At 69.2% G+C, this 25,139-nt stretch carries 26 protein-coding genes; 8 read left to right on the top strand and 18 right to left on the bottom strand.

The window, feature by feature from the left end:
* Nucleotides 1-45 precede the first annotated feature (45 nt).
* The 7 genes from WMF46_RS20605 to WMF46_RS20575 all read right to left on the bottom strand — a co-directional run bounded on the left by WMF46_RS20605 (nt 46) and on the right by WMF46_RS20575 (nt 5,711).
* Complete coding sequence (locus WMF46_RS20605) at nt 46-972, bottom strand: PfkB family carbohydrate kinase (protein ID WP_437987155.1); 927 nt, start codon at nt 970-972, stop codon at nt 46-48.
* 202 nt (nt 973-1,174) lie between these two features.
* The gene (gene mtnP, locus WMF46_RS20600) at nt 1,175-2,062 is read right to left on the bottom strand and encodes an S-methyl-5'-thioadenosine phosphorylase (protein ID WP_437554186.1); all 888 of its coding nucleotides are present in this window, start codon (nt 2,060-2,062) and stop codon (nt 1,175-1,177) included.
* Entirely contained in the window at nt 2,059-2,697 is a 639-nt protein-coding gene (gene gmk, locus WMF46_RS20595; RefSeq protein ID WP_012236392.1) for a guanylate kinase, read from the bottom strand. The genes mtnP and gmk overlap by 4 nt, the downstream gene beginning before the upstream one ends.
* Before the next feature lie 9 nt (nt 2,698-2,706).
* Nucleotides 2,707-3,576 carry a YicC/YloC family endoribonuclease gene (locus WMF46_RS20590; RefSeq protein ID WP_437555443.1) on the bottom strand — a complete coding sequence of 290 codons (870 nt, stop codon included), beginning with the start codon at nt 3,574-3,576 and terminating at the stop codon, nt 2,707-2,709.
* A 26-nt stretch (nt 3,577-3,602) separates the two neighbouring features.
* Nucleotides 3,603-4,649, bottom strand: a complete 1,047-nt coding sequence (locus WMF46_RS20585; protein ID WP_437987154.1) for an SDR family oxidoreductase — start codon at nt 4,647-4,649, stop codon at nt 3,603-3,605.
* Nucleotides 4,650-4,672: 23 nt separating this feature from the next.
* Nucleotides 4,673-4,990, bottom strand: a complete 318-nt coding sequence (locus WMF46_RS20580) for a hypothetical protein (RefSeq protein WP_437987153.1) — start codon at nt 4,988-4,990, stop codon at nt 4,673-4,675.
* Nucleotides 4,991-5,198: 208 nt separating this feature from the next.
* Complete coding sequence (locus WMF46_RS20575) at nt 5,199-5,711, bottom strand: DUF507 family protein (protein ID WP_012236388.1); 513 nt, start codon at nt 5,709-5,711, stop codon at nt 5,199-5,201.
* 232 nt (nt 5,712-5,943) lie between these two features.
* Here WMF46_RS20575 and WMF46_RS20570 point away from each other — a divergent pair, with 232 nt between their 5' ends.
* The gene (locus tag WMF46_RS20570) at nt 5,944-6,684 is read left to right on the top strand and encodes a Crp/Fnr family transcriptional regulator (RefSeq protein WP_437987152.1); all 741 of its coding nucleotides are present in this window, start codon (nt 5,944-5,946) and stop codon (nt 6,682-6,684) included.
* 253 nt (nt 6,685-6,937) lie between these two features.
* Here the strand turns inward: WMF46_RS20570 and WMF46_RS20565 are convergent, their stop codons facing one another.
* From WMF46_RS20565 to WMF46_RS20540, 6 genes are all read right to left on the bottom strand, one after another.
* Nucleotides 6,938-8,029 (bottom strand): TIGR04552 family protein, encoded by a 1,092-nt coding sequence (locus tag WMF46_RS20565; protein WP_012236386.1) that lies wholly within the window; start codon nt 8,027-8,029, stop codon nt 6,938-6,940.
* Between the two features lie 93 nt (nt 8,030-8,122).
* Nucleotides 8,123-8,302, bottom strand: a complete 180-nt coding sequence (locus WMF46_RS20560) for a hypothetical protein (RefSeq protein ID WP_012236385.1) — start codon at nt 8,300-8,302, stop codon at nt 8,123-8,125.
* Nucleotides 8,303-8,821: 519 nt separating this feature from the next.
* Complete coding sequence (locus tag WMF46_RS20555) at nt 8,822-9,265, bottom strand: hypothetical protein (RefSeq protein ID WP_437987151.1); 444 nt, start codon at nt 9,263-9,265, stop codon at nt 8,822-8,824.
* Between the two features lie 6 nt (nt 9,266-9,271).
* A complete protein-coding gene (locus WMF46_RS20550) occupies nt 9,272-9,721 on the bottom strand; it encodes a c-type cytochrome (RefSeq protein ID WP_437987150.1) in 450 nt (149 codons plus the stop codon).
* A 218-nt stretch (nt 9,722-9,939) separates the two neighbouring features.
* Nucleotides 9,940-10,563 carry an OmpA family protein gene (locus WMF46_RS20545; RefSeq protein ID WP_437554177.1) on the bottom strand — a complete coding sequence of 208 codons (624 nt, stop codon included), beginning with the start codon at nt 10,561-10,563 and terminating at the stop codon, nt 9,940-9,942.
* Between the two features lie 464 nt (nt 10,564-11,027).
* Nucleotides 11,028-12,101 (bottom strand): hypothetical protein, encoded by a 1,074-nt coding sequence (locus WMF46_RS20540; protein ID WP_437987149.1) that lies wholly within the window; start codon nt 12,099-12,101, stop codon nt 11,028-11,030.
* A gap of 244 nt (nt 12,102-12,345) precedes the next feature.
* Between WMF46_RS20540 and dnaE the strand changes: the two genes are divergently transcribed.
* Nucleotides 12,346-15,984: a DNA polymerase III subunit alpha gene (gene dnaE / locus WMF46_RS20535; protein WP_437987148.1), complete on the top strand. Its 3,639-nt coding sequence runs from the start codon at nt 12,346-12,348 to the stop codon at nt 15,982-15,984.
* Here the strand turns inward: dnaE and WMF46_RS20530 are convergent.
* The 5 genes from WMF46_RS20530 to WMF46_RS20510 form a co-directional block, all read right to left on the bottom strand.
* The gene (locus WMF46_RS20530; protein ID WP_437978691.1) at nt 15,977-16,978 is read right to left on the bottom strand and encodes an AAA family ATPase; all 1,002 of its coding nucleotides are present in this window, start codon (nt 16,976-16,978) and stop codon (nt 15,977-15,979) included. The two genes, dnaE and WMF46_RS20530, sit on opposite strands and share 8 nt — an antisense overlap.
* An 88-nt stretch (nt 16,979-17,066) precedes the next feature.
* Nucleotides 17,067-17,678 carry a D-glycero-alpha-D-manno-heptose-1,7-bisphosphate 7-phosphatase gene (locus WMF46_RS20525; RefSeq protein WP_437987147.1) on the bottom strand — a complete coding sequence of 204 codons (612 nt, stop codon included), beginning with the start codon at nt 17,676-17,678 and terminating at the stop codon, nt 17,067-17,069.
* Nucleotides 17,679-17,685: 7 nt separating this feature from the next.
* Nucleotides 17,686-18,306: a D-sedoheptulose-7-phosphate isomerase gene (locus WMF46_RS20520; RefSeq protein ID WP_437987146.1), complete on the bottom strand. Its 621-nt coding sequence runs from the start codon at nt 18,304-18,306 to the stop codon at nt 17,686-17,688.
* Nucleotides 18,307-18,371: 65 nt separating this feature from the next.
* A complete protein-coding gene (locus tag WMF46_RS20515; protein ID WP_437987145.1) occupies nt 18,372-19,367 on the bottom strand; it encodes a GHMP family kinase ATP-binding protein in 996 nt (331 codons plus the stop codon).
* The gene (locus WMF46_RS20510; RefSeq protein ID WP_437987144.1) at nt 19,364-20,110 is read right to left on the bottom strand and encodes a nucleotidyltransferase family protein; all 747 of its coding nucleotides are present in this window, start codon (nt 20,108-20,110) and stop codon (nt 19,364-19,366) included. Before WMF46_RS20510 ends, WMF46_RS20515 begins: the two co-directional genes overlap by 4 nt.
* Before the next feature lie 124 nt (nt 20,111-20,234).
* Between WMF46_RS20510 and WMF46_RS20505 the strand changes: the two genes are divergently transcribed.
* The 6 genes from WMF46_RS20505 (at nt 20,235) to WMF46_RS20480 (ending at nt 25,106) form a co-directional block, all read left to right on the top strand.
* Nucleotides 20,235-20,507: a hypothetical protein gene (locus WMF46_RS20505; protein ID WP_437554164.1), complete on the top strand. Its 273-nt coding sequence runs from the start codon at nt 20,235-20,237 to the stop codon at nt 20,505-20,507.
* Nucleotides 20,508-20,851: 344 nt separating this feature from the next.
* Nucleotides 20,852-21,439: a hypothetical protein gene (locus WMF46_RS20500; protein ID WP_437987143.1), complete on the top strand. Its 588-nt coding sequence runs from the start codon at nt 20,852-20,854 to the stop codon at nt 21,437-21,439.
* 251 nt (nt 21,440-21,690) lie between these two features.
* On the top strand, nt 21,691-22,320 hold the full coding sequence (locus WMF46_RS20495) for an ATP-binding protein (RefSeq protein WP_437910250.1): 630 nt from the start codon (nt 21,691-21,693) through the stop codon (nt 22,318-22,320).
* Nucleotides 22,317-22,883 (top strand): SpoIIE family protein phosphatase, encoded by a 567-nt coding sequence (locus WMF46_RS20490; protein WP_437554158.1) that lies wholly within the window; start codon nt 22,317-22,319, stop codon nt 22,881-22,883. The genes WMF46_RS20495 and WMF46_RS20490 overlap by 4 nt, the downstream gene beginning before the upstream one ends.
* A 7-nt stretch (nt 22,884-22,890) precedes the next feature.
* A complete protein-coding gene (locus tag WMF46_RS20485; RefSeq protein ID WP_437987142.1) occupies nt 22,891-23,454 on the top strand; it encodes an STAS domain-containing protein in 564 nt (187 codons plus the stop codon).
* A gap of 146 nt (nt 23,455-23,600) precedes the next feature.
* Complete coding sequence (locus tag WMF46_RS20480) at nt 23,601-25,106, top strand: HAD-IG family 5'-nucleotidase (protein WP_437554154.1); 1,506 nt, start codon at nt 23,601-23,603, stop codon at nt 25,104-25,106.
* Nucleotides 25,107-25,139 lie beyond the last annotated feature (33 nt).

Below are 25,139 nucleotides of genomic sequence, written 5' to 3'. Positions count from 1 at the left end.
CCGCACACGGCAGGCGCTCGGGCCAGCGCCACCCCCAAGGGGGCATCACATGGTGCTTGCGCCGAACTCGTACAGCGCCCGGATCTCGGTCAGCCGCGCCGCGATGTCGGCTCGAGTGACCGTCGCGATCCGCCGCGTGCCAACCGCTTCGACGCAGAACGAGGCCGTCGCCGTCGCGTGGAGCATGCCGCGCCGGATCGCGAGCGGCGTGATCTCCGGCTGGCACGCCAGGTAACCGATGAGCCCGCCGGCGAAGGCGTCGCCCGCGCCCGTGGGGTCGATGACGTCCTCGAGCGGGAAGCCGGGCGCGGCGAACACGCCCTCCTCGTCGAAGAGCAGCGCGCCGTGCTCTCCGCGCTTGATGATCAGCCGGCGCGGACCACGGGACAGGATCTCCTTCGCCGCGCGGCGGATGTTGTACTTGCCCGAGAGCTGGCGCGCCTCCTCGTCGTTGACCACGAGCGTGTCGATGCGGCGCAGCATCGCCGCGACCGCCTTCGGCTCCCCCTCGATCCAGAAATTCATCGTGTCGGCGAGGACGAAGCGCGGCGCGCGGACCTGCTCGAGGACGTCGAGCTGGAGCGCGGGATGGATGTTGCCGAGCAGGAGGAAGGGCGTGTCGCGGTAGGTGTCCGGCAGCTTCGGCGCGAACGACGCGAACACGTTGAGCTGCGTGTCCAGCGTCGTGCGATGGATGAGATCCACGTCGTAGCGCCCGGCCCAGCGGAACGTCTTCCCGGGTGCGCGCTCGACGCCCTCGATCGAGATCCCTCGGGATCGCATCGCCGTGAGGGTCTCTTCGGGGAAATCATCGCCCACCACGGCCACGGTGCGCACCGGAGCGAAGCACGAGGCAGCGAACGCCGAGTAGGTGGCCGAGCCACCGACGACGTCTCTTTCGTTGCCGGAGGGGAGCTCGAGGTCGTCGAACGCCATCGAGCCGATGATGAGGATCGCGGATGAGGTCGTCACACGACGCCTCTTAGCCAGGTTTGTGCGTAGCCGCTAGCCGCGCGTTTCGTTTCTGCGACAGCGCCGCTGCGCCGCGGTCGCCCCCGACGCCAGCAGAGCCCGCCTTGCTCCTCGCGCCCGCTGCGCCCCCTCGCGCCCGCTGCGCCCCCTCGCGCCCGCTGCGCGGAGGAGCGGGCGCGCCGCCGAGGGGCCTGAGGTCAGCTCAGTCGGCCTTGCGCCGAGGGCCGATGAGCCACTCGAGCCGCGCCTCTGCGTCGGGCGATGACGCGCCGGCCGTGGTCATGATGCACTTCTCCAGCGCATGACGGGCCGGGCTCTGAGACACGTCGGGGAGATTGCGGGCGAGGGATTTCGCGACGTCCCGCGCATACCCGATATTGCGGTTGAGTACGGCGATGACCGCCTCGACGCTCACCGCCTCCTCGCTGACGTGCCAGCAATCGAAGTCGGTGGTGAGCGCGAGCGTGGCGTAAGGGAGCTCCGCTTCGCGGGCGAGCTTCGCCTCGGGCAAGTTGGTCATCCCGATGACATGCGCGCCGAACGTACGGAACATGCGGCTTTCGGCCCGCGTCGAAAACTGAGGGCCCTCGATGCAGACATAGGTGCCGCCGCGGTGGACGCGCGCGCCGGTGGCGAGCGCCGCGTCGTGGACCGCGCTCGCCAGGATCGGGCACACCGGATCGGCGAACGGCACATGGGCGACGAGGCCTTCGTCGAAGAACGTCGAGATCCGCCGCTTCGTGAAATCGATGAACTGGTCGACGACGACGAGGTCGCCAGGCACGATGTCCTCGCGCAGGGAGCCGACGGCGCTCACGCTGAGCACGTGCGTGGCGCCGAGCATCTTCAGCGCGCAGATGTTCGCGCGGTAGTTGATCGTCGACGGCGAGAAGCGATGCCCGCGGCCGTGGCGCGGCAGGAAGAGCACCGTCGCGTCGCCGCCCTTGACCTGCCCGCGCAGCACCACGTCGCTCGGCAGCCCGAAGGGGGTGGAGACCGAGACCTCCTCGACGTCCTCCAGCCACCCCATCTCGTAGACGCCGCTGCCGCCGATGATGGCGAGTACGTCGCGCGTCGCGCCGGCGCTCATCGCTCGAACCTCCGCTCCGAGAGCAGCCGCTCGCAGAGGGCCGCGCGCCGCTGGCGGCGGCACCGCTCGGCGAAGACGAGCGACCGCAGCTGCTCGTAGGCGCGGTTGATCTCGTCGTTCACGATCACGTAGTCGAAGAAGCCGTAATGCTCGATCTCGCCCTTCGCGTTGCGGAGGCGGCGGAGCGTCGTGGGCTCGTCCTCGGTGCCGCGCCCGCGCAGGCGCCGCTCGAGCTCGGCGAGCGACGGGGGAAGGATGAACACGGCGACCGCCTCGGGCAGGCTCGCCTTGATCTGCCGCGCGCCCTGGTGGTCGATGTCGAAGAGCACGCCGCGCGCGGTGGCGCGGGCGATCTCGATCTCCTTCAGGCTCGTGCCGTAGAGGTGATCGTGCACCCTGGCCCACTCGGCGAACGCGCCGATGCGGATCATCTGCTCGAACGTGTTCGGGTCGACGAAGTGGTACTCCCGGCCGTCGACCTCGTTCGGGCGCGGGCGCCGGGTCGTGTGGGAGACCGAGAAGCGCAGGTCGGGGAACTCGCTGCGCAGCCTCCCGCAGAGCGTCGTCTTCCCCGCGCCGGACGGGGACGACACGATGAGGAGGAGGAAGTCGTCACTGAGTGCTTCGGTCGACATGCTCTCCTGTCACTCGATGTTCTGTACCTGCTCCCGCAGGCGTTCGAGCTCCACCTTCATCGCCACGACGTGATGGGAGATGGCGGCGTCCTGCGCCTTGGAGCCCAGCGTGTTCGCCTCGCGTACCATCTCCTGAAGCAGAAAGTCGAGCCTCCTTCCGCAAGGGTCGCCGCTCGGGGCCGCGAGCGCGCCGCCGAACTGGTCGAGGTGGCTCCGGAGGCGGGTGACCTCCTCGGTGATATCGCTGCGCTCGGCGAGCAGCATCACCTCCGCCTCGATCCGCGTCGCCTCGAAGCCGGCCTCGACCCCCTGGAGCAGGCGCTCGACCCGCTCGCGCAGGCGGCGCCTGAGCGCCTCGCGCGCCTCGTCCGCGCGCGCCACGACCTCGGACGACAGCGCGCGCAACGTGGCCACCCGCCCGCGCATGTCGCTGGCGAGCGCCTCGCCTTCGCGCAGGCACATGCCCTCCATCGCGTCGATCGCGCGCTCGATGGCCAGCTTGAGCGCCGCGCGGACGGCCGCGATCTCGTGGCCGCCGGCGGGCGCGAAGAGGTCCGGCACGGCGCAGAGCAGCGAGAGCGGCACGTCGGCGCCCGGAGCGAGCTCGTCGCGGAGCTCCGCCAAGGCGCGGAACGCCGCGCGCGCCTTCGATTTGTCGAGCGTGCTCGGGGCCAGCACCGCGCCCTCGGTGCGCACGATGATCTCGATGCGCCCACGCCGCAGGCGCTCGCGCGCCACCTGCTCGGCGAACATCGTCAGATCGACGAGCTCGCGCGGGAGTCGCGCGCGCACGTCGAGGAAGCGCTGGTTCACCGAGCGGATCTCGGCGACGACGCGCCCATCGGTGAGCGAAGCGTCACCGAGCCCGAAGCCGGTCATGCTCCGCACGAGCCGCCCCGCTCTACCTAGCTCGCCTTTGGTCCGCTGTCCGAGGCCTCTTGGGCCTTGGGGAGCGGAACCTTGCCACAGGTCACCGTGGCCGACGCGGCCGCGGTGCCCTTCTCACGGAGCGTCCGCAGGTACGTGACCGTGGGGACGATGCCGTCCTCCCAGCGTACGCGGGGCTCGTACCCGATGAGCTCGGCCGCGCGCGAGATGTCGGCGAGCGAGTGTCGGATGTCCCCGGCGCGGGCGGGGAGGTGCTCGACCGCGACGTCCCGCCCGAGGGCCCGCGAGATCTCCTTGCAGAGCTCATTCAGCCCGATCCTGCGTCCGCCGGCGATGTTGATGACCTCACCCTTGAACTTCTTCGGCGACGTCGCGCCGAGGAGGTTCGCGAGCACGGTGTTCTCGATGAAGCAGAAGTCGCGCGTCTGCTCGCCGTCACCGAAGATCGGGATCGGCCGGTTCTGCAGGGCGGCGTCGACGAACCGCGGGATCGCCGCGGCGTAGGCGCCGTCCGGCGTCTGGTTCGGCCCGAAGACGTTGAAGTAACGCAGGCTCAGGGTCTCGATGCCGTAGATGCCCGCGAAGACCTTCATGTAGTGCTCGCAGGCGAGCTTCGTGACCGCGTACGGCGACAGCGGCATCGGCTCCATGCCCTCGTGCTTCGGGAGGACGGGCGTCTCGCCGTACGCGCTGGACGACGCGGCGAAGAGCACCCGGCGCACGCCCTGGCGGCGCGCCACGTCGAGCACCGTGACCGTGCCGCCGACGTTGACGGAGTTCGACTCGATCGGCGACTCGACGCTGCGCGGGACCGAGCCGAGCGCGGCCTGGTGGAGGATGACCTCGACCCCCTTGGCCGCCGTCGCGACCGCCGCCGCGTCCCGGATGTCCCCCGTGATGCGCTCGATCAGCGACTGGTGGGGGAGCCCGTCGAGGTTCTCCCATCGCCCAGTCGCGAGGTTATCGAGGACGCGGACCCGCTCGCCGGCGGCGGTCAGCGCCGCGACGAGGTTGCTTCCGATGAACCCGGCACCGCCGGTGATCAAGTAGCGAGGCGTGGACATGTGCGTGCTCCCCCAGCGGGCGCCTACTTCTTCTTGAAAAGGTTGTCGAGCTTGGAGCGAGAATCCGCGATGCGCTTCGAGTTGTCTTCCGGTACGCCGTTCTTGAACGTGAAGAAAGTACAATAATTCGCACTCTCCCGATCCGGGATGTACTCGGCGATGTGCTCCTTGCACTGGTTGTGCGCGGCCGGGTCCCAGTTCTCGCAGTTCCTGCAGCAGTGGAGGTCGACACCGCAGTGGGGACAAGTGTCCGCGCGCTGGAGCTTCACCTCGAAGATGAGCTCGTTCTTGCATTTATGACAGAAGTGGCGCTTCGCCTCGACCTTCGGAATCCAGCTCATGATGTCCTCCGGTACCACGACGACGCCCGATCTGGCAGAAGGAACGCTCCGCCGCGGGCATGGTCGCAGATGGTGTGCGCTTATCCCACAAGCGATATCCCTGCGGACCGGGCGCCGAGGCCCTGGGCGGACGGCGTCTCGCTGGACCGGCAAACGCCGCAGACGGTTCGCTTGCTCGGCTGAGAGCTCGCCTGCCTGGCGGCGGCGATTACAGCAGCCCCTTGCGTCGCTGGATCTCGCCCATGACCCGCTGGTATTCGATTTCCCAGGTGCGGGAGCCTTCCTGAACGTGGCGGAGCTTGCCGCGCACCTCGGTGTCGAGCGCCTCGTCCATCTCGAGGTACTTCCGAAGGATGGGCCTTATCCGGCGGCGCAGGTCGTGGTCCTCGACGAACACCTCCTCGACGTTGTTCGAGTGCATCAGCATCTCGAGCAGCTGGTCGAGGAGATAATCCATGGTTTCCTCACCGGTCTTGATCCCTTTCTGCTCCGCGGCCAGGCGCTTGACCCGGTTGAACTCGCCTTGAGGCAGTCCGCGTGCCTGGAGGATCTCTTTCGCCCGCTCGGTCGCTTCCCGCTCTGCGTGCAGGTAGCTCGTGAAGACCGACTCGACGTCGAGCGCGACCTCTTTCTTCGATTCGCACTCGATATCGCGGTTGTCCACGAGCGCGCGGACGAGTTCTTCTGTGAGGGGAGTAATTTTGCCGCTAAAGAGGCGCATCCAACGTCCGTAGCTGGAGGAGCGGTCGAACTGGCTCCCCCGTGCAGGGGTTCATTCACGGGGCGTGCCCGGCTCGAACCGAAAGGTACGGGCCGGGTATCCAGGATGTCAACGCAAGTGGGAGGTTCCGGCACAAGTCGGGCCCCCCCCAGCCGGTGGGGCCCCCCGGAACAGTAGGACCGCGACACCGCAAACCGCAGGAGCAGCCGCGATGATGATGGGTAAGGATGCGATGGCACGGAGCGTCAGGGTCCAGCCTGGCGCGCTCGGGAACGACGGTGGACTCGACCTGGACTCCCGCAAACGGCGGGTTGTCCGGCGCGGCGCGATCGGCAACGCGGCCTCTCCGGCCACGCAGTCGGCGCTGGCGGACGGAGGGACGATCCAACGCGTCGCGAAAGGGCGTCACCTGGTGACGCAGGGCGACGCAACGACCGCGCTCGCCATGCTCAGCCTTGGCCGAGTCCGGCTGGTGCGTGGGATGAGCGACGGGCGCAGCCTGTCGCTCGGCTACAGAGGGGCCGGCGACGTGCTAGGCGAGGCTGCGCTCGGGGGTGTCACGGCCCACCGGGAGAGCGCGATCGCCACGGAGGACGTCGAGGCGCTCCTCGTCCCCCTCGCGACGGTGCGCAACCTGATGGCGAGCGACGCGAACTTCGCCGCCGCCATCGTGACCACGCTGGTCGAGCGGCACACGGACACCGAGGAGCGCCTGGCGTCCATGCTCTTCCGCAATGTGGAGGCCCGCCTCTGTGAGTTCCTGCTCAAGGCCGCGACGCGCTGGGGCATCCCCGATCCGCGCGGGGTGCTCATCTCCGCGCCGTTCACCCATCAGGAGATGGCGAGCATGATCGGCTCCACCCGCGAGACCGTCACGCTCACCCTGGGCGATCTCCGTCGCAAGGGGGTGATCGAGATCGATCGCCGCCGGATCGTCGTCCTCGATCGCGACGCGCTGAAGGGCCGCATCTGAGCCCGCTCGTCCGGCGGTGTCGTTGAGGGGCCGGCAGGCCTCCTCGATCGAGCGCCGTCGGTCACCGTCCAGGCTGTTCGCTCGGCGGCCTCTGCTCCGATAGCCCGACTGCTCCCGGCGTCGCAGCGGCGTTCGCCGCCTTGCTCACGCGTGCCGCTCTCCGGGGACCCACCCCCCAAGATATCCCGCGGATCTCGCCGGCCTGCCCGCTCGGTTACGGCGTCTGGAAGGCGACCCGCGCCGACCGCGGCGCCTAGCGGTCTCGCTTGGGCCCGCCGCTCGCCGGATCACGGGTGGAGCGGACCCCGAGCTTGAGCCTGCGCATGACGGCCTGCTTCTGCCGTTCCTTGTACCTGGCGTGGCTCGCCTCGCCGACCTCGTTCGCCGCCTCGGTCTCGCGGTCGATCAGCTGGAACTCGCACAGGACGAAGATGATCGGCCCGAGCGCCCAGGCCGCGGGCGGCGCCATGTCGAGGATCTCGGCGGGGAGCCGCACCGGCAGATCGACGACGAAGTGGATCACGCGGTAGCTCCGATCACTGAAGCTGTTGTCGCCTGCCGTGAGCCCGTCGTCGACGTCGGTCTGCAACGCGTCGAGCATCGGCTGAAGGAAGGGCCGCGTCTCGCAGTAGCTCCGGAACCGCAGGATCGTGTTGGTGCTCTCGCCTGGCACGACGTAATTGAACGGAAACAGCCGCTCGGACAGGTACAGGAGCACCGGCAGCAGATCGTCCACGGTGCGGCAGACGATGCGGAAGCGGAGCTTGTCGTAGATGGCCGCCGCGGTCGTGTCGGTCTTCGACAGGAGCTTCGTGTAGAGCGAGTCCTTGTTCTTCCGCCCGCCGATGAACTCGGTGATCGGGAAGCCCGCCGCGAGCATGCCGCCGATCACCCGGTACACCTTCTCCTCGACGAGGTGGAAGACGTCCTGGTCCGACATGGGGATCGAGAAGAGGAGCTCGCGCCCGGCCAGGTGATGGATGATGTGCATCGCCTTGAGGATCGTGCAGGCGCAGAGCTGGCGGTGGCCCTTGCCCGAGGCGAGCAGCAGGATCTCCTCGACCGAGGCGCGAGCGACCGGGCTCGGGATCGGGAACTCGAAATGGCGGCGCAGGTACGCGATCGCTTCGTTCTTGACGCTCTCGAGGTGGGCGCGATCCCCCGGCTCGTCCGGGCGGAACTCCTGCGCCAGCAAGAGGTCCCGCGCCGCCTGCTCGCCCTGCAGGTTGAGCCTCCTCCAGTCGATGACCGAGTCGCCGCGCAGGATGAGGTGCACGGACTCGAGGTCCATGAGCGTGAACTCTTCGAGCCGCTTGAGCCGGCCGACCGAGGCGTCTTGCGTCATGACCTCACGCTCCCCGAGCGTAAGCTCCAGCGCTGTCGCGCGCCCGGGAAACCCTCGCGTCGAGGTGCAGCAGGCGGCAGCTGGGCGAGAAAGTCAGGAGACAGGGGCGTTCGGCGGGGCGGGGCTCGAGCTCGGGGTGCGGCCGAGCGAAAGGGTCCCGAGGAAGATGCCGATCGTCAATGCGACGACAGCGGCGTGACCGAGGTACGCGCCACTGCAACCAATGGCGGCGAACGGGGCGAGCGCAGCCAGATACCACGGGGTGATCCTCATCGGTTCTCCTTCTCCGCCTCCAGCGGCACTGTAAAGGCCGCATGGTCGCTCCCTCCGGGGGGGCACCACGATGCACCACGGTCGTCCCAGTCAGAGCGTGTAAGTGGTTGTAGGATAAGGTGCCACGCCCTGCTTCCGCGGGCCAAGAAGTAGCGGTTTCGGGGGGAACGCATCAAGGGAATTCGTTCTCACATTCCATTCCCACCCGAAACGCTGTCACTGGAAGCAGAAAAATATCAACAATAACGATGTCTTATATTTAAGTGTGAAGGTTTTTCATCAAGGGCTGCGTGCGGCTCGCTGGACGCGAGGTGGTACCTCAGAGACACGCGTCCAACTCGTGGCGCTGCCTTGCTTGTCGGTTTGCGGGCGTCAACGGTCTCGTGCGCCGGGCGACCGCATCGAGCACCAGCAGGTCTCTGGCGCATCCGGCTGCTGTTGGGCTCGCTCCAGGAGCGCCGGCCGAAGCGCGGGCCGAAGTGCGCTCCGCGAGGCCGGCGGGAACGCGCGGGGCGCCGTTCAGTGCACGAACAGCGTGATCCGGGACTCGTCCGCGAGCGTGATGGCCCGGCTCGTCACGTCGTGCCCGCCCTTCCTGCCGACCTTGATCTCCACCTGGTAGAGGCCATCCGGGAGCGAGACCTTCGTGAGGACAGCCCGCGGGGCCGTGCCCTCGGCGAAGCGCCATGAGCTGTCGATGACCGTCGCCGTGTCGTCCGCACGGTCGCTCGAAGAAGAATCCGTCCACGTCACGTCGAGCTGCACGACCGTCGCTGCATCGTCGAGCCGCAGCTCGATCTCCCGCTCTTCGGGCAGGCGCTTGACGAGGATGCTCCCCGCAACCAGCGCACCCAGCAGGAGGATCGCTGGCGCCAGACGCCGGAGCCACGGCGGCCGGGCCTCCGGCTCCGCCGGCCTCTCCTCCGGCACCTCATCGAGATCGTGCTGCGAGGTCGAGCTCATCAGGCTTCAGCGCGCTCGGTTGGTGCGGACGCGCTTCACGAGGCCCTCGATCACCGGCTGCGGCAGGTCGAACGCGGGCATCTTGTTCTTGCCCTTCCTGATCGTGTCGGCCATCTGGGCGTCGGTCACCCGATCCTGCCATGCCCCGTCGGTGAGGTCCGGGGCGCGGACCATCGGGCCTTGCGGACCGTCGCCTCGCCCGGCCCTGCCGTGGCAGGTGGAGCAGTTTCGCTGCCAGGCGAGCTCGATCAGCCCTGGATCGGTCTCATCGGACGCGACCGGCCGAGCGGCTACCTTGCCGCCCTGGCCCTGCCCCTCGCCGGGGTTCGGCGGATCGTGGTCGTCCCGCGTCCACGGGCGGACGTCGCCCGCCCCGGAGTTGCAGCCGAAGAGGCCGACCGAGAGGAGGGCGATGGAAAGGAGGCGACCCAGGGACCTGTCGTGACGTGTCCGCATGTCGTGGAGACGTACCGATAGTGAAGCTGGTGGGGGAGGCAAGAAAAGAAGGATCGCAGGGCGGCGTCGGCCGCCGGCGCGCGGAGAACGCAGCGGTTCCGGTGGCCGGCGTGCGCCGGCCACTGAGCTCCGCCGTCAGCAGAAGGGGAGCGCCCCGACGTGCCCGGGCCCGCGGTGATCGCGGCGCGCAGCACGAAGCGCGCCCGGGCGCAGCGGCGTCACTTGCAGGCGTCGCCGGCGACCTTGCCGCCGCCGTCCACGGGCTGCTTGTCGACCGCCTTGCCCTTGATGGCCGCGATGAAGAACCCGGTGCGGCGGTTCTGGGCCTTGCCCTCGGGCGTGTTGTTGTCGGCGACCGGCTTGGTCTCGCCGAACCCGACGGCGATGAAGCGCTTGCAGTCGTTCCCCTTCGCGACGAGCCAGCGAGCGACCGCCATCGCGCGCTTCTCGGACAGCGTCTGGTTCGCGGCGTCCTCACCGTCCGAGTCGGTATGGCCCTCGACGCGGAGCAGGCTGACATCCTCCCGCTGCTTCAGGAAGTCGTCGACGAGGTTGAGGACCTCGTCGCTCTCGGGCAGGAGCTTGTCGCTGTTCGTCTCGAAGACCACCGGGCCGGGGAGAGAGACCTCGTTGCCCTTGAGCTTGAACGTCAGCTTGAAGCGCGGGCGGGGCTTCTTCTCCTCCTTCGGCTCGGGCTTCGGCTCCGGCGGGGGCGGGGGCGGGGGCTCGGCCACCGGCTCCTTGCCGGCGTTGAACGAGGCGCTGGCCGTGCAACCCGCCGTCGCGGCGGCAGCGCCAATCATCATCACGGCGCACAGAACGGAAGCGACGTATCTACGCATGGACCTTGTTCTCCTCTGAGGGGCACGAGCCAGAGCTCGCATCGGCGACCCGCCGGGCTGACGCCCTTGGACGGCAGCTCGCCATGAATCTTCACCGCCATCGGGTACTTGCGTGGTGGACGCTCGAAGCGATGCCGACTTCTAGCGAAAAGTCAGGACGAACGAAACCAGGAAGAGGGCGCCTCGCGGCCCGCCCACCAGCGGGCGGACCGAGAGCGCGCTGGCAAGACCTCCCTTGCCTCAGCGCGTACCCTGGACGGGTGGGGTCGCTCCTTGAGACGCTCGCGGGGGGCGCGACGGCTCAAGCACGAGCACGATCTTCGCGGGTGGCCGGACCCAGCGGAGCAGGTTGCACGTCGCAGGCTGTGGGGATTGCGGCGGGCGCGGGCACCCGGGAGGTGCCCAGGGAGTCCAGGAGGCGTGCGCGACGCGGTGGCCGCCGGTGGATGCGAGTCGCGCGGCGATCAGCCTTCGTCTGCGGGCGCCGGCTGGCACGGCACGCCGGTCGTCTCGGCAGGCGGCGCGATCTCGCCCAGCTGGACCGCTTTCGCTGTGAACCCGATGCCGATGGAGATGGCGTCGCATTCCTTGCTCGGGTCCTGGCTGCCATCCTTCATGATGTCCGAGGCGCGGCGGACCTGGTCGAGGATCGTCTCCAGCGCGGAGCCTTCGCAGAAATTCGGCTGTACGGCGCCGATGACGCCGCGGAGCTCCTCGACGAGGACAGCCGTCTCGAGCACGCCCGCAATGGTCCCTTTGACCACCGATTTGTGATCGGGCGCGAGATCCATCGCGATCCTCACGTTGCGGATCGTGAGACCGATGATGGTGTCCGAGACCGTCAGGTTCAGCTGGAACGTGACCTGTGAATCCGGGCCCGAAACCCATGTGTCGTCGACGACGTAGCTGGCCGGGAACACCACCTTGGAGCTCTCGACGTCCTGAGCGTCGTCGAGGAGCTCCGGTACGACAGGCCACCGGTCGGCGCCATCCCAGGTGGGCGCCTCGCCCAGCGTGGCGCCGCCGTAGAGCTTCGCGGTGAGGGGGTTGTAGGACGACCGCTCGCCGAGCCCGTCGACCTTGAAGATCACCGTGAAATCGCCCTTGCCGATGGCGTCGCTGACCCGGGTCGACGGGTCGGTCAGGAGGTTGGAGATGAGGCCGACGAGCTTGCTGCCAAATGCGTTGTCGATCCCATCGGCGCCGTCCGGATAGACCTCCGAAGGGGCGGTGTCATCCACCGGCTTGCACAGGTCCTGTGATACGGTGCTGGACACCTTGCCGTCGAGGTTGAATCCGTACTGCTTCCAGCTGCCGGCCACCTTCTTCCCGTCGCGATCCGTATCGCCGAGGAAGAGCCGGTCGATCGCGAACGCGACGCCCTCGCCATCCGCTGCCTGCTCCGGCCCCGGCGCGGGCGGCTGACCGAGGTCGACGTCTTGAACAACAGGCGCCGTGGCCTCGGAGCCACAACCGGCAGCGGACACGAGCGCGGTCGCCAAATACACCGCGACGGCGATACGGGATTGACGCATCATCGACCTCACTTTCTGGAAACCCCACCCCGGATCAGGCAAGTACTCTCGGACGGGCGCACATGCTAGCGCCGGCCTGCGCGGCTCATCAAGGGCGATCCCCGCTGCGCAATGCGCTATATGTGAGCCCGCCGGCGAGCGCTGGTGGATTGTCCCGACGCCTCCCGATCTTGCTCTCCGCGCCCTCTCCCCGATTACCGGTCTTTCCCGACTACCACCACGATGAGAAGCCCCCTGGAAGCCTGCTGTGACCGCTGAGTTCATCCACCTCCACGTGCATTCGCAGTACTCGCTCCTCGACGGCTCGCTGCGCGTCAAGGACCTCGCCGCGCGCGCCAAATCGCTGGGGATGCGCGCCGTCGCCCTGACCGACCACGGGAACATGTTCGGGGCGATTCAGCACTACAAGGCCTGCAAGGACCAGGGCATCGGCGCGATCATCGGCTGCGAGGTCAACGTCGCCCGCGGCTGGGGCGCGGCCGCGGGGCAGGTGTCGCGCTCGGGCGTGGACGAGACGCCCGTCGATCACCTCGTGCTGCTCGCCGCCTCCGAGGAGGGCTACAAGAACCTCGTCCGCATCGTCTCCCAGGGGCATGTCGATCCCGTGAGCGGGCTCGCGCCGAGCGTGCGGCTCGACACGGTGGCGCAGCACAGCGCGGGGCTCATCGGCTTGACCGGCTGCATGGGCGGCGTCGTCGCCCAGCGGATCCTCGAGCAGGGCGAGGGGGAGGGGCGCGAGGCGCTCAGCCGGCTCAGGGACTGCTTCCAGCCCGGGAGCCTCTACGTCGAGCTGCAGGACCACGGGCTCGTCGAGCAGTCGGTGCTCAACGGCATCCTGGCGCGGGCGGCGGGCGATCTGGGGCTCCCGCTCGTCGCGACCAACGACGCGCACTTCGGCGCGCGCGAGGACGGCGAGGGGCAGCTCTACCTGTCGTGCATCGCGGCCAACCGCACGTTCGCGGAGGCGAGCGCCGCGCACCACGGCAGCTTCGAGATGTTCCTCAAGCCCGCCGACGAGATGATGCACCTGTTCCGCGACCACCCGCAGGCGGTGCGGTCGACGCTCGAGATCGCCGAGCGGTGCTCGACGCTGAAGCTCAAGCTCGGCAAGCCGATGCTCCCGACGTTCCCGCTGCCGAGCGGGTTCTCGGACTCGGCGTCGTACTTCCGGCACGTGGCGCACGACGGCCTCACGAAGCGGCTCGCCCAGATCGCGCAGACGGGCAGGAGAGTGGACGAGGCGACCTACCGCGCGCGGCTCGACGTCGAGCTCAACGTCATCGTCCAGATGGACTTCCCGGGCTACTTCCTCATCGTCTGGGACTTCATCAAGTACGCCAAGGACCACGGCATCCCGGTCGGGCCGGGCCGCGGATCGGGCGCGGGCTCGCTCGTCGCCTATGCGATGGATATCACCGATCTCGATCCGCTCCCGTACAACCTGCTGTTCGAGCGCTTCCTGAACCCGGAGCGCGTGAGCATGCCCGACTTCGACGTCGACTTCTGCATGGACCGGCGCGACGAGGTCATCTCCTACGTCACCAAGAAGTACAGCAAGGAGGCCGACAAACCCTCCGTGGGGCAGATCGCGACGTTCCACGAGCTCAAGGCGCGGAGCGTGATCAAGGACGTCGCGCGGGCGATGGCGTTCCCCGCGAACGAGGCGCAGAAGATCGCGAGCCTCATCCCGCAGAAGAGCCCGGGGATCATGTACACGATCCCCGAGGCGCTCGAGATCGAGCCGAAGCTCAAGGCCCTCAAGGAGAGCGACCCCACGGTCGCGGAGCTCCTGAAGCAGGCGCAGAAGCTCGAGGGCCTGACGCGGCACGCGGGCATGCACGCCGCCGGCGTCGTGATCAGCGAGGGGCCGCTCTGGGACCACGTCCCCTGCTTCAAGAACGGCGAGCAGCTCGTCACGCAGTACTACAAGGACGACGCCGAGCTGGCCGGGCTCGTGAAGTTCGACTTCCTCGGGCTGAAGACGCTCACCGTCATCGATATCGCGGTGCGGCTCGTGAACGCGCGGCCCGACCTCGCGGGCAAGGAGGGCAATCGCTTCGACGTGAACACGGTGCCGCTCGACGACACTGCCACCTACGCGCTCCTCCAGTCGGGCGAGACCACCGGGGTGTTCCAGCTCGAGTCGAGCGGCATGCAGCAGCTCTTCAAGGACCTCAAGCCGGACGCCTTCGAGGACATCGTCGCCGCCGTGGCGCTCTACCGGCCCGGGCCGCTCGGCACCGGCATGGTGAAGGACTTCGTCGACTGCAAGCACGGCCGCAAGCCGATCGAGAAGATGCACCCGCTCGTCGACGAGCTCCTCCAGCCGACGTACGGCGTCATCGTCTACCAGGAGCAGGTCATGCAGATCGCGCAGAAGCTCGCGGGCTACACGCTCGGCGGCGCCGATCTGCTCCGGCGCGCCATGGGCAAGAAGAAGCCCGAGGAGATGGCGAAGCAGAAGGCGACGTTCGTCGACGGCTCGCTCAACAACGGGGTGAAGGCCGAGGACGCCGAGCGCATCTTCGCGCTCCTCGAGTACTTCGCGGGCTATGGCTTCAACAAGAGCCACTCGGCGGCGTACGCGCTGCTGACCTACCAGACGGCCTACCTCAAGGCGCACTACCCGGTCGAGTTCCTCTGCGCGCTGATGACGGCCGACCGCGACAAGATAGAGAAGGTCGTGCGGATCATCGCGGAGGGGCGCGCGTGGGGGGTCGAGATCCTCCCGCCCGAGATCAACGAGTCCAAGACCGACTTCACCGTCGTCTACAGCGCGAAGCCGGCGACGAACGGCAAGCGCGTGACCGGCACCCGGCGCGGAGGCTCGCGGGTGAGGGACCCGTACGATCCGAAGATCCGCTTCGGAATGGGCGCGATCCGCGGCGTCGGCGAGTCGGCGCTCGAGGCGATCCTCGAGGCGCGGGACGCGGGCGGCGCGTTCGCGGATCTGTTCGACTTCGCCGAGCGGGTCGATCCGCGGCGGGTCAACAAGGGCGTGTTCGAGGCGCTCGTGCAGTGCGGCGCGTTCGACGCGAGCCTCAATGCGCGGGGCATCTCGCGGGCGCGGGCGTTCGCCGGCATCGACAGGGCGCTCGAGCGCTCGCGCTCCGCGAGCAAGGATCGGAACAGCGCGCAGATCGGCCTGTTCGCGGCGGTGGCGTCCAAGAGCGAGGTGAGGCTGGACGATTACCCGATGGCCGAGGACTGGGATCTGCGCGAGACGCTCTCGCGGGAGAAGCAGTCGCTCGGGTTCTACGTCTCGGGGCACCCGCTGGATCGGTACGGCGTGGATCTGAACCGCTTCGACGTGACCGCGGTGAGCGCGCTGGCCGGCATGGATGCCTGGGCCAGGGTGCGCGTAGGCGGGATGGTCGAGGGCTACCGAGAGCGCATCTTCAAGGGGGGCGGCGGCAAGATCGCGTTCTTCGTGCTCGAGGACACGACGGGCCGGGTCGAGGTCAAGGTGCGCGAGAAGCAGATCGAGAGCTACGCGGACCTCTTGAACCGGGGGGAGCCGGTCCTGATCTCGGGGAAGATCAGCTTCCCGATGGTGGACGAGGGGGCCGAGGAGGCCGAGGCCGCGCCGCGCGAGCCGACCCTGCTGCTCGACGAGGTGCAGCCGCTCGCCGACGCCATCCTCGCGCAGACCCGGAGCGTGGCGATCACGCTGAAGTCGCGCAGCGCCAGGCGCGAGCACATCGATCGGCTCGGGGCGCTCCTGCGGGCGAGCCCCGGGGTGTGCCCGGTGCAGCTCGTGATCCAGCTCGATGATGGTGCAGAGGCGGTGCTGTCGCTGGGGCGTGATCTGCGCGTCGAGCCGAACGACGCCATGCTCGGGCGGCTCGAGAAGCTGTTCGGCGAGAAGGTGGCCGAGCTCAGGTAACCGGCTCGTCCGCGCCCGCGTGCTCGGCGGCACGCACGAGGGTGCCGAGCTTCGCCTCCGCGTCGCCGCGGTCGCTCTGGTGCTTGAGCAGGACGCCGAGCGTGTCGCGCGCGAGCTCCGGCGTCACCGCGCGCTTGCCGAGCAGGAGCAGCGCGCGGGCCCAGTCGATCGTCTCGCTGATCGCGGGAGATTTCCGCAGATCCATGGCCCGCAGGGCGCCGACGAACGCCACGATCTGCGCCGCGAGGCGGGGCTCGATCCCCGGGAGGGCGACCCTCAGGATGGCGAGCTCGCGCGACGGAGGCGGGTAGTCCAGGAACGCGTGCAGGCACCGGCGGCGCAGCGCCTCGGTCATCTCGCGCGTCGCGTTCGTCGTCAGCAGGACGAGCGGCGGGTGCGCGGCGCGGATCGTGCCGAGCTCGGGGATCGTGACCTGCATGTCGGAGAGCACCTCGAGCAGGAACGCCTCGAACTCAGGGTCCGCGCGATCGACCTCGTCGATGAGCAGGACGACCGGCGCGGCGCTCCGCAGCGCCGCGAGGAGCGGGCGCGCGATCAAGAAATGCTCGCTGAAGAACGACGCCTCGCTCCCCGCGATCGCGCGCGCGGCCGCGGCGAGGCTCGCCGCGCCGGCGATCTCCTTCGCGACGGCGTCGCGCAGCAGCTGCGTGTAGAGCATCTGCTTCGCGTAGTCCCACTCGTAGAGCGCCTTCGCCTCGTCGAGGCCCTCGTAGCACTGGAGCCGGATGAGCCCTCGGCCGAGCGCCTCGGCGGCGGCGCGGGCGAGATCGGTCTTGCCGACGCCGGCCGGCCCCTCGAGCAGCAGCGGCCGCGCCATCCGGAGGGCGAGCCAGAGCGCGAGCGAGGTCGCCGGATCGGAGATGTAGCGGGCCGCCGAGAGGCGGGCGTCGAGCTCGGCCGCGGTGGCCGGGGTGTCGTCGCGGGCGCCCCCATCGTCGAGCGCGCCGCCGTCGTGATCCGGAGGAGGCGTCACGGCGGGACGGTAGCACGCCGCGCGCGGGCTATCGGGCGTCGCGGCGCGGCGCGGCGCGGCACGGCACGGCGTGGCGCGCCAGAGTCCGCTAGCCGCGCGGCTCGGCGAGGATCTCGGCGGCGAGGAGATCGAGGCGCGGCGCCGCGCGATCGGGGCAGGGGAGAGCGGCCTCGCCGCGGAGCGGGCACAGCTCGCAGCGGCGTCCATCCATGACGAGGCCCGCCCGCATGCCCGCCGCGCGCGCGGCCGCCACGTCGCTCGGCGCGTCGCCGATCATCCAGCTCTCCTCGACGACGAGCTCGAGATCGCGCGCGAGCGCCGTGAGCATGCCCGGCTTGGGCTTCCTGCAATCGCACGGGCCGATGAGCGCCGGATCGCCGCCCGGCCCGCCCTCGGGGTGGTGCGGGCACACCGCGAGCGCCGCGATCGCGACGCCGGCCTCGCGGAGGCGATCGACGAGCGCGCGGTTCGTGCGCTCGATCGCCCCCCACGGGACCTGGCCCTTCGCCGCGCCCGGCTGGTTGGTCGCGATCGCCAGCAGGAACCCCGCGTCCGCCAGGCGCCGCAGGCCCTCGATCGCGCCGGGGAGGAGGCGGATCTGATCCGGATGAAACGCCGTGACGACGACGCCGAGCTCGTGATCGCGCACCACGTCGATGAGCGTGCCGTCGCGGTCGAGCAGGATCCCGCGCCTCGCCACGCGGGGCTCAGCTCTCGGCCACGAGCTGGAGGAGCCGCTCGCAGATGAGGTGGTGGTAGACCTCGTGGAAGCCCTCCACGTGCGGCGTCGACGTGTAGCCCGCCCGCGTCCTCGGCACGATCACGCTGGCGTCGGCCATCTGGCGCAGGGCGCCGCCGTCGTAGCCGACGAGCGCGAGCACCTTGGCCCCCGTCTTCTTCGCGAAATCCGCGGCGGCGACGAGGTTCTGCGACCATGGGCCGGCGCGATCGGCGCCCGAGCCGCCGTGCACGCTCAGGCACACGAGCACGTCGCCCGCGACCATGCGGCCGTCGAGCTGCTCGAGGAAGATGCGGTTGAAGCCGACGTCGTTGGTGAGGGCGCTGAGGAGCGCTGCGTTGTCGCAGAGCGAGGTGCACTTGAAGCGCCGCTTGCCGTCGACCCACGTGAACTTGGCGATGTCGCAGGCGAGGTGGCTCGCGTTGGCCGCCGAGCCGCCGTTGCCGCACGTGTAGATGGTGCGATCGCTCCGGTACGCATCGAAGAGGATCTCGATGACGCGAGCCATGTCGTCGGGGCTCGTCGCGAGGGCGATCTCGGACGTCTCGCGGAGGTACTTTTCGACGAAGTCGTGCGTGCTCTGAGGCATATGGGCGATCTATAGCCAGAGTCCCGCTGAAATGCCCAGCAGGAGGGGTGCGCCGGCGCGCCCGCTCACGATCGGTGCAGGTTCGCGACGATGCGCGCGCCGTCGAGATCGAAGCGGAAGCGCAGGACGCGCAGGCCCTTCGCGGCGAGCGCCTCCAGCACCCGGCGCCGCTCCGCCGGCCGGACGTAGAACATGAAGAAGCCCCCGCCGCCGGCCCCCATCAGCTTGCCGCCGAGCGCCCCCGCGCCTCGAGCGAGCTCGTAGATCTCGTCGAGGACCTCATCGGTCATCTTGGACGCGAGCTTACGCTTCTGGGTCCAGTGGGCGTGGAGGAGCTCGCCGTAATCGTCGAGCCTGCCGGTGACGAGGATGCGGTGCACGTCGCGGCCGATCTCCTTGATGCGGTGCATCCGCTCGACCACCGCGGGCTCCAGGTCTTGCAGCCGCCGGCCCTGCTCCGAGAGCACGATCCTGGCCGGCCTTTCGACGCCGCTCCACACGATGAGCAGGTTGCTCTCGAGCTCGTCCAGCACCTCGTCGCGGACCGGGACGGGCTCGACGTGCACCGAGCCGTCCGGAGAGAACGTGAACGCCGTGACGTTGCCGTAGGCGGCGATGTACTGGTCCTGCTTGCCGATCGGCTCTCCGAGGCGCTCGATCTCGATGGAGCAGGCCTCGCGAGCGAGCTGCTCGGACGACACGAAGTCGCGCTTGTACGTGTGCAGGGCGTTGAGGAGGGCGACCGTGAACGAGCTCGACGAGCCGAGGCCCGAGTTCGCGGGGAGATCCGCGACGCTCGTGAGCTCGATCGAGTGCTCGATTCCCATCATCCGGAGCGCTTCCCGGAAGATCGGGTGCTCGATCGCGTCGACCGAGGGGACGATCTCGGTCTTGGAGTACGCGAGGCGGATGTCCCGGTGGAAACGCTTGTTGGCCGTCACATAGATGTACTTGTCGATGGCGGCCGACACGAGGTAGCCGCCGAAGCGGCCGGAGTACGCGGGCAGATCGGTCCCGCCGCCGCCGAGGGAGAAGCGGACCGGGGCGCGAGAGACGATCATCCCCGCTCCTCCGTCGCGGCCGCGGTCGTGAGGGCGGCCTCGAGATCGCGGAGGCCCTGCTCCGAGCCGATCTCGTGGAAGCGCTCCGCGACCGCGAAGGCCCGGAGGAGGCCGCGCGCCGCGAGGTCGCGCTGCACCACCTCGAAGCCGAGCGGCGCGTCGGCCGGCAGCGCCTCGACGACCTCACGGCGGAGCGCGGTGGCGCCGTAATCGATGTGGTCGAGCGCAGGGTCGGGCGGCGCGCCCGCGCGCCGCTTCTCGTAACGCACCACCAGGTCGCCCGAGACCGCGGCGTTCGACGCGTCGAACCGACCCTCGTTCCGGTACACGGCCATCGTGCCGAGCGCGCTGGGGTGTGTGCAGAGGTCCCGGAGCGGGGCCAGGTAGTCGAAGGGGAGGTAGGAGTCGCCGTAGGTCATGAGGAACACAGGAGCCAGCTGGGGCAGCGCGCGGCGCAGCGCGCCGGCCGTGCCCAGGAGATCGGGGCCGTCGTCGGCATAATGGAGCGGCAGGCCCGCGAACCGATCGCCCATCGCCCGTCGAACGGCGTCGCCGAGGTGACCCACGCAGAGGACCACCTCACCAAAGCCCGCTGCGGCGAGCCGATCGAGGAGCCACGCCCCGAACGGCCGCCCGGCCACGGGCAGCAGGAATTTGGGGGTGCGCTCCGTCCAGGGGCGCATCCGGGTGCCGAGTCCGCCGGCGAGGATCACGGCTTGAGGAGGTGAGGCGTCGGCGCGCACGGGGAGGACCTACCATAGACGACGGTCGCCTTCGGGGCGTCTCCAGCGCTCCCCGCTGGCGACTCGGAGAAAAACGTCGCCACAAACTGTACGGCCGTTCAGGGGGACGGTTACGGTGCGCGCCATGACCAACAAGGACCTCGCTCCGCATCTTCTCCGGACGCTGGTTGCCCTCCAGAGCGAGGGCAAGACGGTGAACCTCGACACATTGACCACGGCCCTTCAGGTGCGTCGGACCGACGTTCGCCGGGCGATCACCGCCCTGCACCGCGAGGGGTATCTCGACGTCCTCTGCATGCGGCTGACGCTCCGCGGGCTCGCCCTCGGCGCGGCCTTTGCGGCGTCGCAGCTCCGCCCGTTGCGCCGCGCGTCGCTCCGCGCCGTCAAGGCTGCTTGAGCACACCCACAGGGCCGCCACCCTGGCGCGGCCGTGAGCGGCGAGTCGACCTCTGCCCGAGCGCGAGGCCCATGCGTGCAGACGGAGGGGCCCGACATGATCTCTCGATGCGTTTCAGATCTTGCCAGCATTTCATTTGATAAAACGGCAAATTCACACTGGACGCGCGCGGCCCCAGCCAGGGATCCGGCGCCCGGTCGCGAGCGCCGACCGGCGCAGGAACACCTGGTTTCTACGGCCCGTGCGGGCCACTGTGCGTGGAAGACGTTGACATTCCGAGGGATTCATGAGACGGCGGCAGCGTGATATCCGATGTCGAGATCGAGAATGAGATTCGTGCTTCCGTGGCCGAGTTCCTGGAGGGCCTGAGAGCGCTGGTCCGTAAGGACGTTCTCCGGACCGCTGGGCGGTACCTGCAAGTCGACATCAGCGCCGCTGGGATATCGACCGGGCCGGCCGCGACTCCCGCCAAGCCGGTCCGGAAGGGCGAGCGCGCTCCGGCGCCGAGCCGTCCGGCCGCGCCTCCTCGCAAGGCCCCGTCGGCCAAGACGCCGACGCGCGCTGCGCCGCGCAAGAAGGCGGCCGCGTCGCGGACGAGCGGAGGCGGCGCGCGTCCGGCCGTCGCAGCGCCGAAGTCGCGCGCCGCGCGCACCCCGGCGCCCGCCGTCACGGCCCCCGTGAAAGCCGCCGAACAGGCCGCTCCGGTGAACCCAGCGAACCCGGCGAGCCTGTCGTCCGGGAGCTCCGGGGACGAGATCGCCGAGGCCCTGCTCGCCCATGTGGAGATCGAGCCTGGGCAAGGGATCGACGACCTTGCGCTGGCGATGGGGACCCCTGCGGCGGAGCTCCAGGAGCCGCTCAAGAAGCTCCTTGCGGAGAACAAGATCACCGAGGAGCTGCGTCAAGGCCAGGCGTCGTACTACCCGGCCTGAGCGACCTCGGTGGGCCGGTCAGCCAGGCACGAGCGTTGCTTGGAGCCGGCCGTAGGCCGTCCGGTCGGCGCGGGCACGGGCCGCTCGACGCCCTGCGCGATGCGAGTGATGGACCGAGCGAGCCCTGCTGGCGCCGTCCGGCCGGAGCTCGGCGGTTTCCGCCTCACAGCTGGCGAACCCGGCGATGCCGTCGCCGCGCACTCGACGCGGACCCGGGGCCCCGGTACCCTGCCGGTCCAGGCGCTTTCCGGATGACTCCCGCGCACGAACAGATTCTCAACGTCCTGCTCGGCTATCTCTCGGCGATGAACGCAGAGGGAGTCCTGCTCCGGGCCATGCGGGAGGCGGAGATCCAGCCCGAGGCGTTCTCGCTCGACGACCTCCCCGACATCCTTCCGAGCATCGAGCGCCGAGCCCGCCTCTATGTGGATCCGACGCGACTCGGTCGGCTCAGGTCGGAAATTTCGGCGATTGGCGGCGAACGACCTTCGCGGCGCTCGAAGGTCATGGTCATCAACGTGGAGGCCGACATCAGCGAGGCGCGTCTGAGCGCGAAGGCCGTTTGCGATGCGGCCGGCGCAAAGAGCTTCACGTCGCACAAGGTCGCGACCATCGTCAGCGAGCTCGCGCGAAATATCGTCCATTATACCCCTGGCGGGACGATCGAGCTCGCGGTGCAGCGCGACAGCCCGGTCCGCTTCCTCATCGTCGCCGTGGATGAGGGCGCAGGCATCCAGAACCTGCAGGAGATCCTCGCCGGGCGCTACAAGAGCAAGACCGGTATGGGGCGCGGCATCATCGGGGTCAAGCGGCTGGCCGATCGCTTTCATATCGACTCGGGGCCGAAGGGCACGCGGGTGGAGATCGAGGTCCACCTGTGAAGCTCTCCGTGGAGTATGCGATCCTCCCCAAGGACGGAGAGCTCGTGAGCGGCGACGCCGCGTTCGTGCGAGCCGGGGAAGACGGCGTCCTCTTCGCGGTCATCGACGCCCTCGGCCACGGCGAGCACGCGGCGGCCGCGGCGAACGTCGCGCTCAAGACGCTCGCCGACGCGCCGAGCGGCGAGGACGTCCGCGCCCTCATCGATCGTCTCCACGTGCGGCTCCGCGGCACCCGCGGCGCCGCCGGCATGATCTGCCGCTTCCGGGAGGGGCGGCTCCAGGGCTGCGGCATCGGCAACGTCGAGCTGATGTCGTACGGCACGCGCGTGCAGTGGCTCCAGAGCCCGGGCATCCTCGGCGCATCGCTCAGCAAGGTCCGGATCTTCGATGCGCAGCTCGCGCGAGGCGACCGGCTCGTCGTGTTCACCGACGGGGTCTCCCCTCGCTTCGATCTATCGCTGTTTCGTGGAATGAAGGCCGCGGATGCCTGCCGCGCCCTCATGAGCCGACACCGGCGCTCGCACGATGACTCAACGGTCTTGATCGCCGACATCGAACCTTAGGATGACCATGGAGCTCAAGCGCCTTCCCATCATCAACCTGTGGGACCGGATCCTGGTGCCCATCCAGGGGGACGTGACCGATGACCTCGCGGAGCAGCTGAACACCGAGGTGCTGCGGGCCATCCACGAGAGCGGCGCGAAGGGGCTGGTCATCGATCTCACGGCCGTCTGGATCATGGATAGCCACCTGTGCGCGGTGCTCTCGAACCTGGCCTCCGCCGCGCGGCTCATGGGCACACCGACCATCCTGTCCGGGCTGAGCCCCGAGATAGCGATGACGCTCCAGGCCATGGGGGTCGAGCTCGAGGCCGTGAAGACGGCGCTGACGCTCGAGCAGGCGCTCACGATGCTCGGGCTCGAGGTGCGCCGGGCCGAGGCGCGCGACGAGGACGACGACGAGGACGACGACGACCTGTTCGACGACGAGGACGAGGAAGACGAGGACGACGACGGGTGGGAGGCGGACGACCGCGGCGACTCCCGCCGAGCGCCGACGAACGGGCGGTCCGCGCGGCCCACGACGAGCATCGATCGGCGGCAGAGCGCGAAGAGCCGGCTCAGGCGCCGCTGAGGACGCGCGTGCGCGTGCGCGTCTACGTCTACGACGACATCGACACGCCGAACGCGCCCTCCTGACGGCGGGGTGACGGTGATTGTCCGGGTGGGCAACGCCGTGGGTCCCTGGTATGCCTCACGACCGCTCTCCGGGCGATCACCATGGACAAGCTGGATTGCCTCGCCGCCCCGCCGCCCAAGCAGCGGGGGATCTTCTGCAACCGGACGCTGAATCTCCGTTCGATCAAGGCGATCGGATACGACATGGATTACACGCTGATCCACTACCGTGTGGAGGCGTGGGAGCGTCGGGCCTATGAGCACCTCCGGCATCTTCTGGAGAGCGAGGGCTGGCCGGTCGGGGACCTGACGTTCGAGCCGGACCTCGTGATCCGAGGGCTCATCCTGGACACCGAGCTCGGCAATCTGCTCAAGGTGAATCGGTTCGGCTACGTGAAGCGAGCCTTCCACGGAACGAAGCCGATCGACTTCGAGACCCAGCGCGCGACCTACGCGCGGACGATCGTCGACCTCGCGGACGGGCGCTACGTCTTCCTGAACACGCTCTTCTCGCTGTCGGAGGGGTGCATGTACGCGAAGCTGGTCGATCTGCTCGATCAGCGCCGGCTGCCCGAGGTGCTCGGCTACAGCGACCTCTATCGCCGCGTGAAGGATCGCCTCGACGCGACGCACATGGAGGGGCAGCTGAAGGCCGAGATCATCGGGGATCCGGAGCGGTTCGTGCTGCTCGATCCGGAGATCCCGCTCACGCTGCTCGACCAGCGGGAGGCGGGCAAGAAGCTCGTCCTGATCACGAACTCGGAGTGGGTCTACACGCGCGCGATGATGAGCTACGCGTTCGACCGCTTCCTGCCGGGGGGCATGACGTGGCGCGACCTGTTCGACGTGGTCATCGTCTCCGCGCGGAAGCCGGAGTTCTTCTCGAGCCGCAGCCCGCTCTTCGAGGTGGTCACGGAGGATGGCCTCCTGCGCCCGGCCGGCCGGTTGCGCGTGGGCGGGCACTACCTGGGCGGCAACGCGGGGCTCGTCGAGCACCACCTGGGGCTGTCCGGCGACGAGATCCTCTACATCGGCGATCACATCTATGGGGACGTGCATGTGTCGAAGAGCGCCTTGCGGTGGCGTACGGCGCTCATCATCCGGGAGCTCGAGGACGAGATCCTCGCGATCGAGGAGGCGCGCGGGGCCGAGGCGCGCCTCGATCTCTGGATGCGGGAGAAGGAGGATGCGGAGCGCGTCTATGCCAGGCTGCGCCTGGAGCTCCAGCGGATGCGCGCCGGCTACGGGCCGGTGGCTGGGGCGACGGAGGGCGAGATCCAGGCGAAGATGAACGAGCTCAAGGCGAGCCTCGCGGCGCTCGACGCGCGGATCGCGCCGCTCGCGAAGGCGTCGGCCGAGACGTTGAACCCGAGGTGGGGGCTGCTCCTCCGCACGGGCAACGACAAGAGCCACCTGGCCCGGCAGATCGAGCGTTCGGCGGACATCTACACGTCCCGCGTCTCCAATTTCCTCCTGGCGACGCCTCACGTGCTGCTCCGCTCGCACCGCGGGAGCCTGCCGCACGATCCCATGGGCGCGCCGCCGGGCGCCGAGCGGCAGAACGGCGAGCCCGCGCCGGTCGACGACGCGACGCCCGTGGGCATGTAGGCGGCGTCGCCGCCGGCCTGCCGCGCCTCAGGC

Source organism: Sorangium sp. So ce117 (assembly GCF_051524395.1).
GTDB lineage: Bacteria > Myxococcota_A > Polyangia > Polyangiales > Polyangiaceae > Sorangium > Sorangium cellulosum_B.
Note: the sequence above shows the minus strand (reverse complement) of the source record. Positions and strands in the feature narration are given on the sequence as shown.